The sequence below is a fragment of the Algibacter sp. genome (assembly GCF_049667265.1).
In the GTDB taxonomy this organism is placed as follows: Bacteria; Bacteroidota; Bacteroidia; order Flavobacteriales; family Flavobacteriaceae; genus Algibacter_B.
In genome coordinates, this window is sequence record NZ_JBATHX010000476.1 from 1 (window position 1) to 8,529 (window position 8,529).

Sequence of the window (8,529 nt, forward strand, 5' to 3'; positions counted from 1 at the left end):
TCACTATATAGTTTTCCATTTTCTATAAGTTCTACAATGCCATCACCAATTTGTTCCACAATTTGAATTTGGTTCGCAAAAAGATTTGATGTTTTTGAAAATAGGTCGCTGCTTAAAGTGCCCTTTGTTGCCAAAATACCTACCGCATGTGTTTTTGTTTGTAAAGCAGCTGGTTTTATAGCTGGTTCAATGCCTATAAACGGCACGTCGTATTTTGATCTTAAATAATCAATAGCATTGGTTGTAGCCGTATTACAAGCTACCACTATAAGTTTGCAGTTTTTACTGAGTAAATATTCAGTATTTTTTATGCTTAAATCAATAATGGCATCTTTACCCTTTGGTCCGTAAGGCGCATTAATACTATCGGCTAAATAGATGGTGTCCTCGTAAGGTAGAAGTGCGTAAATTTCTTGCCAAATGGACGTGCCACCTACCCCAGAATCAAAAATACCAATGGGTTGTTTGCTCATGCTAATTAAACAGTAGTTTTAATAATCGTTCTCAACTGCCTTCGAATGGTTTATTGGTTTAAAATCTAAATGTAGTAAAAATAAAAAAGCTGCCTTTTAAAAAGACAGCTTTTAGATTTATTTTATTGAATTTATTATTAGATGCCTAATTTCTTCTTTACATCTGCTAAAATATCTTTTCCGTCGGCAACAATTAAAGACGCTCTATCCAAAACATATTGGTATCCTTGTGCTTTGGCAACTTCATTAATTGCTTTCATAGCAGCTTCTTGAATTGGTTGAAACAATTCAGCTTCTTTGTTCGCTAAATCTTTTTGAGCATCTGCTCTAAATTGTTGAATACGTTGTTGCTTTTCTTGAAGTTCTAAACCTCTTTTTTGGTTTTCTTCATCTGTTTTTGTTGCTGCTTCAGCTTCGTATTGCTTAACTGTATTTTGGTACTCTGTAATAGAAGCTTGAATATCTGTTTGGTACGTTTTCCCTAAAGCTTCAATTTCTGCTTGGGCAGTTTTGGCTGCTGGCATTGCCGCAATCAATTCTTGAGTGTTTATATGTGCAACTTTACTTTGCGCTTGCGTAAAACTTACGGTTGCAAAACATAGTGTGATTGCTAATAAAAGAGTTTTAATTTGTTTCATTTTAAATAGTATTAAGTGTGTTATAAATTATTAATTGTTATTGTTTATACTGTCTTGTGCCTGTTGGCGTTCTTCTAATATTTTCTTTTTTCTATCTTCAAGAGCTTTTTTTCTTTCTTCTCTTTCGGCTAATTTTTTTTGTCTGTTTTCTTCAATTAACTGTGCTTTAGTTTTCGTGCCTTCATCTGTTTTTGTTTTAACAGTTTCAGTAACCTCATCTTCAACTTTCTCTGCTCCTTCTGTATTATTTCTAGCATCTAACTTTGCTTGTTTTGCTTTTTCTCTATCTTCTAGTACTTTTTGACGTCTTGCCTCTGCTTCTTGCTTTTTAGCTTCTCTAGCGGCTAAAATTTCTTGTCTACGTTTTTCAACGGCACTTTCTCGTTCTGCTTTCTTTTCTTCTAACGCTTTTTCTCTTTCTTCTAATTCCTCATTAATTTCAGGAATTAATTCTTCACTTTCAGCTGCTTTACGCTCTGCTTTCGAATTGGCTTGCGTACGTTTAGAAGTTCTTGTGATACTTCTTAAAACTTGCTCGCTTACATCAAATTGTTTTGCTGAATACAACATAACAGCATCTGATGATTTATCAAAAATAAAATCATACTTTCTGCCTTCAGCCATATCTTGAACTGCCGCAAATATTTGATCTTGAATAGGCTGCATCAATTGTCTTTTTTGAATAAACAGATCGCCATTAGGACCAAAACGTTTTTGCTGATAATCAAGAATTTCATTTTCTTCAAAAGTGATATCTTCTTCGCGTTCATCAATTAGCTCTTTTGTTAAAAGGGCTTTTTCATTACTTAAATCTTTTCGCTTTTGTTCTACATCTGTCAATTTTGATTGAATCTCATTTTTCCATTTCTGAGCTTTATCATCTAATTGTGCAGTTGCTTCTTGATATTCTGGAACGTTCTCTAAAATATATTCGGTATCTATATAAGCTATTCTTACACCACGTTGGGCGTTAGCATGAAAGCTAAGCATAAAAACTAATGTCAGTAAAAAAAGAACGTTATTTCGCATCTGTTAATATTTTATAATTTATGGTCTATAAATTCTAAAATAACAGATGATTTTTTCTGCTTTTAGAATTGTATCTTCAAAATTAACGAATTTTAATCTTAAAAATTTCAATTCTGTTGCAAATCATCATTGTGTTATTAGAAAATATCGTGCCAAAGTATATTTTTTATTTAAAACTGTTGTCCAATTATGAAATGTGTTTCCCATCCATGTTTTTGAGTTTCTCCTGGTAAGGCATCAAAACCATATCCAAAATCAATCCCTAATAAACCAAATGCTGGCATGAAAATACGAATACCTGCGCCTGCTGAACGTTTAATATTAAATGGATTATAATCTCTAAACGTATCTGAAGAAACACCACCTTCTAAAAAGCCTAAAGCATAAATTTTTGCTGATGCTTTTAAAGTAACTGGATAACGAAGTTCTAAAGAAAACTTATTGTAAATACTTGAACCATCTTGTGATGCACTACCTGTAGTTTCATCTAAATGTGTAAGCGACTGGTTTGGATAACCCCGTAATTGAATAACTTCTCTACCATCCAATGAAAAGTTACCTAAACCATCACCTCCTAAATAAAAGCGCTCAAATGGTATAACGCCTCTATCATTATTATAAGCTCCTAAGAAACCAAATTCAATTTTTGGTCTTAATACTAAGTCTTTTGCTATTTGCGCATACCATTCACCAGAGAATTTTACCTTATAAAACTCTAACCAATTATATCTTTTTTGGTCAATTTCTATAATATCATTGTTAGCCTCAATATAACTTGGATCTGCAGTACTAGTAGCCTCTGATCGCTGAACCAATGCGGCATCATAATCTTCTGATAATTGTTTGTAATCTACACCATTAAACATGGAATATGGTAGTGAGAATTTTGCAGAAAACCCAAAACTAGAACCACCAGTTGGGTAAATAGGATCTACACTTGTATTGTTTCTACTAAGCCCAAAGGTATAAGATAAGTTGTTTGAAAAACCATTACCAAAAGTAAATAGGCCGGTATTATAATTGTTTAAGTCATATCGTTGATAACTTAAAGCTTGCGACAAAGTAAAATAATCATCTGGCACCTGCAAACGTTTAGCTAGACCAAAAGTAATACCTGTAATATTGAAGCTTTTACTTTTATCAGCATTTCCTGTTGTGTAATCATATAAGAATTGCTTAGTATGTGATAACGAAGTAGAAAATTGAACTGGACGTTTACCACCTAACCAAGGTTCAGAAAATGAAAAACTATAGGTTTGATAAAAACGACTTGCTTGTAAACGCAATGCTAGTTTTTGACCATCACCCATAGGAATTGGTTTGTAAGCCTCTTTTTTGAAAATATCTTTTATTGAAAAGTTATTGAATGATAAACCAAGTGTTCCAATAAATCCGCCACCACCGTAACCACCTTGTAATTCTATTTGGCTAGAACCAGTTTCTTTTACCGAATATTCCATATCAATAGTTCCTTCAACAGGATTAGGATTATTGAAATTTGGCGAAATTTCTTGAGCATCAAAGAATCCTAATTGACCAAGCTCTCTTACCGTTCTAACCACATTTGCTTTACTATATAGTTGACCTGGGCGTGTACGTAATTCTCTATAAATAACGTGGTCGTTTGTTTTATCATTACCTATTACGCTAACAGAATTAAAATAGGCAGGTTTACCTTCAGAAATTCGAACTTCAATATCAATAACATTATCAACAGCACTTACCTCAACAGGGTTAATACTAGAAAATAAATACCCATTATTTTGATATTGATTTGTAATATCTTGTGCGTCTGGTTTAGAATTATCTGCAATTCGCTCTTGTAACAAAATACCATTATAGGTGTCTCCTTTTCTAATACGTAATAGCCTGTTTAATTGCTCGTTTGTATAAACCGTGTTTCCTATAAAAGTAATATTACCAAAAGTATAAGGTTCTCCTTCGTTCACATTAATTTGAAGCGAAATGGTTTTATCATCATTATAGATAACGCTATCAGATAAGATTCTGGCATCCCTATAGCCATTTTCTTTATACGTATCAACAACATGACCTAAATCTGCTTGATAAGAAGAATCAATATATTTTGAACGCTTTAAAATTCTAATAGGATTGATTTGCTTAGTACCTTTCATACTTTTTCTAAGCTTTTTATCACTTAAAACATCGTTTCCATTAAAGGTTATATTTTTAATTTTAACTTTTTCACCTTTATCAATATTAAGCACCATGTTTACCCTAGAAGTCTCTATGGTATCTTTTACCTCAATGGTGTTAATATGTACTTTAGTATTAAGAAAGCCGTCTTTTTTGTATTTTTTTTCAAGGAAGTTTTTGGTAGTAGTAATCAGATTTTCGGTAACCTTTGTTCCTTTTTTTAATTTATTTTCGGTAATGATACTTTCTTGCTTACCTTTTTTAACGCCATTAATTTTCAACTCGTTAAGTTGTGGTAAATCGGCTAATTTTATTTGAAGGTGAGCCACATTGTCTTCTATTTTAATAACATATACTTCAATGTCACTAAATAATTTAGAATTCCAAAGTTTTTTAATGGCATTACCAATGTCTTCACCAGGAATAGTAATTTCTTGACCTTTTCTTAAACCTGAGTAAGATATAATAGTTTGCTCGCTAAAAGTGGTATTACCAGCAACGGTAATTTCAGCCAAAGTGTATTTTCCGCCTATACTGAAATTTTCACTTTGTGCAATAATATTAAAGTAACTGATAAAAAATAATATTGATAAACCGTACTTTAAATATGTATTTGTAGGTAGTTTATTAACTAAGTTGTTCACTTGTTTTCCCAAATCGTCGTTCTCTTTTTTGATATTCAATAATAGCTTCATACAAATGTTGCTTCGTAAAATCTGGCCATAATACACTTGTAAAGTATAATTCGGCATAGGCAATTTGCCACAACAAAAAGTTACTAATGCGCTGCTCACCACTTGTCCTGATAAGCAAATCTACATCTGGTAAATTTCGCGTGTAAAGATGCTCATTTATAATTGATTCATCAATATTTTCAGCTGAAATTATATTATTTTTAACTTTAATACTGATTTCTTTAACAGTGTTTATGATTTCCTCTCTTGAGCCATAACTAAGAGCAAGTGTTAAAGTCATTCGCGTATTTTGCTTGGTGCTTTCCATAACTTCAGAAAGTTCTTTAAATACTTTTTTTGGTAAGGTATTTAATGACCCAATTGCAGAGAGTTTAATATTGTTTTCTTGAAGTGTTTTTATTTCTTTTTTTAAAGCAGACACTAAAAGTTTCATTAAAGTTTGCACTTCTAGTTTTGGTCTGTTCCAGTTTTCGGTTGAAAACGCATACAGCGTTAAATTTTCAACGCCCAATTCTGCACAAGCTTCAACGGTTTGTTTTACAGATTTTGTACCATTTTCATGACCAAAAGCACGCAGCATACCTTGTTGTTTAGCCCAACGTCCATTACCATCCATTATTATAGCAATGTGTTTTGGTAGTGCTTTTTTAAGTACGTTGTTTTTTAAATCCATTTTATTCTTGACAATAACAAGGGTTTTCCCCAAATGTATAGGTAAGTGTTATTCCTGTAAACATATACCAATCATTATTATTAATATTTCCAAATCGGAATGGTTGCAATTCATTTGCATCAGGTAAGCTTCCGTCTAATTCGTCTGAAAATGTATACCGTGCCCCTACCTCAACCGCTAGTATAAAGTTTTCCATGAAATTGGTTTTAAAACCTAAAGCCATAGGAATACCGTACGCCCAACTCGCTGTGTTTTCTGGGGTTTGAACATTATTTGCAAAGTAGTGATTATCATGATAAGCTAAGGTAATTCCTGTGAATAAATAGGGTGTTCCTAGTTTTTCGCCTGAATGAAGGTTGAAATCTAGAAAAGTTAGTTCCATTCCTAATGACAATTCTGTGATTTTAGTTGAAAACTCATACCCTCTTTGTACGCGCCTAGGATCATCTGATTTACTATCTATTCCTTTTAAATCGCTAAATATTATGGATGCTCTATAGGAGTGTCTTTTACTTCTGTTCCATTTATAAATGCCTCCAATGGCTAATTGGTTCGGCGAAATATAATCGGTAGCACCAACATCACCTATAAAATTACTACCTCCTAAAAAAACACCAATTTCATTAATTTGTGCGGTACCTAATTGGATGCTTAAAATGCTTAATATCAATATGGTTAATTGCCTCATAAATATTCAAAAGTTTGCAAATATAATTAAATAAGATTAGTCAAATATAATTTGAACTGAATTGTATGGTTTAAAACAGAAATTCTTTTAAAATATTGTTGTTGTTTGGATAGAATAGATGACTGAAGATTAATGATAATGATGATATTAACAAAAGTGAACTGAGATTGAGACTAAAAACTTTGATGGTAGACAAACCCGCTTTAGGAATTGCAGAGGAAATCCTTTTTTGCTTAACGAAAAGGCCTTTCGACTGCGGTCAAGGTGAGAAGCAAAAAAGATTGTAACGTAAAGCCCGACCCTTGTGGTAACGCCCAAAAATTATAAATTCCGCTTATCTTCTCCCCAAAGTAATTTTTTTCTTAAAGTGTTTAAAAAGCTTTCATTTAAAAGATCTATCATTTTAATTTTAAAGTCTGCCTTTTTTACTTTAATAAGTGTTCCGTTATCTAGGGTCGCGATTCTGGAATCTAAGGAAATTAAATGTTGCTTTTCGCGGCCGTTTACTCTTAAGTGAATTTCAGTAGAGTCTGGGATTACTAATGGGCGCGCGCTAAGATTATGCGGCGCTATTGGTGTTAGCACAAAGCTATTTGAGCCCGGCGTTATTACTGGCCCGCCGCAGCTTAATGAGTAGCCTGTAGAGCCGGTTGGTGTGGATACTATTAGTCCATCACTCCAATAGGAATTTAAGAATTCATCGTCTAAATAGGTATCGATGGTAATCATAGCAGTTGTGTTTTTTCTGCTTACCGATATTTCGTTTAAAGCGAAATTCATGGCCTCGATATCTTTATTCCCAGAGGATGTTTCAACACTTAAAAGGCTGCGTTCTGAAATTCTGTATTTTCCGTCGATGATGTCTTGAATAGCTTCTTCTATAACATCTACCTGTATGGTTGCTAAAAAGCCAAGCCGGCCTGTGTTTATGCCTATAATAGGAATACCCAAATCTTTAACAATCATGGTGGCCCTTAAAATGGTACCATCGCCGCCAATGCTTACTAATAAATCGAAACTGGCATCGAGCTCGGTAAAGGTTTTGTATTTGTGGTAGTCCTTTATATTATGATTTTCTATATCAATAAGTTTATAAAACTCCGTTTCAATATAGGCTTCAATACCTTGGTTTTTAAGATAGTTAACAAGGGTTTCAACCGATGTTGGTGTTGTAACATTATAATACCGTCCAAAAATGGCAACCTTCATAAAATAGATTTACATGTTTAAATATTTCCTTAAATAATCTGACCGCTCCTTTAGGGTTTCAACATAACCATCATCTTCATGACCAGAAATGATATTATAACTGTAACGTCGGAAAGTTTGAATGACCTCATTAAGTCCTGCGTTGCCAATTTTTAAAGTAACTTGAACCAAATCAGTATTCATTTTTGAAATGAAAGCACCTAGAAGTTTGCCGCCATTAGATTCTACAATTTGGCTAATTTCGCTAAATGAATAGTCGTTAATTCCTTTTTCAACAACAAGAATGCCGCCTGCTTCTGAAAAGAAAGGTGATTCGCTAAACAAACTAATAACATCATTAAGTTCATAATAGCCTAAGTACTCGTTTTGTTCATTTAAAACGGGCATAATATTGGCTGAATTTACCGCGAAAGCTTCTAAAACATCCAACCAAAGGGTATTGTTTCTAACAAAAAAATCTTCCAATGCGTATAAATACTCACTAATGGGTTTGCCGCTATCAAAGCAATGGGCATCAGCTTCTGAGAAACAACCTAAATAGGCGCCACTTTTATTTTTAAAAGGGATATGAGAAAACGTAAGTTGATTAAACATTTGTTGCAAATCACTTGTTTTACTAGAGTTATTTAGTGGTTTTATGTCGTTTATTATAAGTTGTGAAAGTTTCATTTGTGGTTTCTATTTCATTAATTCTCTCAAATGTAGTTCGCTAATCAATTTACTAAATTCAAATTAAATTTATGGTTAAGCTTGGTTTATCGTGTCAATAAATAGAACTGCAAATTAATCAAAAAAATAGTATCTAAGCCTGTTCTACTTTGTATTTTTGTCTTTTAAAATAGATTTATGACAAAGCTAAGTGTAAATATTAATAAGATTGCGACCTTAAGAAATTCAAGAGGTGGCGATGTGCCCAATGTGGTTCAGTTTGCAAAAGATGCACAACGTTTTGGTGCAGAGGGCGTTA

The 8,529-nt window shown here is 33.0% G+C and carries 9 protein-coding genes; 1 reads left to right on the top strand and 8 read right to left on the bottom strand.

What is annotated here, in order from left to right:
• The 8 genes from WBN21_RS16345 to WBN21_RS16380 all read right to left on the bottom strand — a co-directional run.
• Positions 1-473, bottom strand: a 473-nt coding sequence (locus WBN21_RS16345) for a glutamate racemase (protein WP_424202165.1), incomplete at its 3' end; no start/stop codon positions are given.
• A 137-nt stretch (positions 474-610) separates the two neighbouring features.
• Positions 611-1,111 carry an OmpH family outer membrane protein gene (locus WBN21_RS16350; RefSeq protein WP_424202167.1) on the bottom strand — a complete coding sequence of 167 codons (501 nt, stop codon included), beginning with the start codon at positions 1,109-1,111 and terminating at the stop codon, positions 611-613.
• Positions 1,112-1,141: 30 nt separating this feature from the next.
• Positions 1,142-2,101: an OmpH family outer membrane protein gene (locus WBN21_RS16355; protein ID WP_424202169.1), complete on the bottom strand. Its 960-nt coding sequence runs from the start codon at positions 2,099-2,101 to the stop codon at positions 1,142-1,144.
• Positions 2,102-2,310: 209 nt separating this feature from the next.
• Entirely contained in the window at positions 2,311-4,992 is a 2,682-nt protein-coding gene (gene bamA, locus WBN21_RS16360; RefSeq protein ID WP_424202171.1) for an outer membrane protein assembly factor BamA, read from the bottom strand.
• Positions 4,925-5,665 (bottom strand): isoprenyl transferase, encoded by a 741-nt coding sequence (locus WBN21_RS16365; RefSeq protein ID WP_424202173.1) that lies wholly within the window; start codon positions 5,663-5,665, stop codon positions 4,925-4,927. Before WBN21_RS16365 ends, bamA begins: the two co-directional genes overlap by 68 nt.
• Position 5,666: 1 nt before the next feature.
• Entirely contained in the window at positions 5,667-6,353 is a 687-nt protein-coding gene (locus WBN21_RS16370; RefSeq protein ID WP_424202175.1) for a DUF6089 family protein, read from the bottom strand.
• Positions 6,354-6,674: 321 nt separating this feature from the next.
• Entirely contained in the window at positions 6,675-7,562 is an 888-nt protein-coding gene (locus WBN21_RS16375) for an NAD kinase (RefSeq protein WP_424202177.1), read from the bottom strand.
• Positions 7,563-7,571: 9 nt separating this feature from the next.
• Positions 7,572-8,231 carry an acetoin utilization protein acuB gene (locus WBN21_RS16380; RefSeq protein WP_424202179.1) on the bottom strand — a complete coding sequence of 220 codons (660 nt, stop codon included), beginning with the start codon at positions 8,229-8,231 and terminating at the stop codon, positions 7,572-7,574.
• Positions 8,232-8,408: 177 nt separating this feature from the next.
• Here WBN21_RS16380 and WBN21_RS16385 point away from each other — a divergent pair.
• A partial coding sequence (locus tag WBN21_RS16385; protein ID WP_424202181.1) for a pyridoxine 5'-phosphate synthase occupies positions 8,409-8,529 on the top strand: 121 nt, incomplete at its 3' end.

What these genes read in the sequence shown, in the direction of transcription:
- WBN21_RS16350 (WP_424202167.1), bottom strand. Translation starts at nt 1,111, where the DNA reads ATGAAACAAATTAAAACTCTTTTATTAGCAATCACACTATGTTTTGCA.
- WBN21_RS16355 (WP_424202169.1), bottom strand. Translation starts at nt 2,101, where the DNA reads ATGCTTAGCTTTCATGCTAACGCCCAACGTGGTGTAAGAATAGCTTAT.
- bamA (WP_424202171.1), bottom strand. Translation starts at nt 4,992, where the DNA reads ATGAAGCTATTATTGAATATCAAAAAAGAGAACGACGATTTGGGAAAA.
- WBN21_RS16365 (WP_424202173.1), bottom strand. Translation starts at nt 5,665, where the DNA reads ATGGATTTAAAAAACAACGTACTTAAAAAAGCACTACCAAAACACATT.
- WBN21_RS16370 (WP_424202175.1), bottom strand. Translation starts at nt 6,353, where the DNA reads ATGAGGCAATTAACCATATTGATATTAAGCATTTTAAGCATCCAATTA.
- WBN21_RS16375 (WP_424202177.1), bottom strand. Translation starts at nt 7,562, where the DNA reads ATGAAGGTTGCCATTTTTGGACGGTATTATAATGTTACAACACCAACA.
- WBN21_RS16380 (WP_424202179.1), bottom strand. Translation starts at nt 8,231, where the DNA reads ATGAAACTTTCACAACTTATAATAAACGACATAAAACCACTAAATAAC.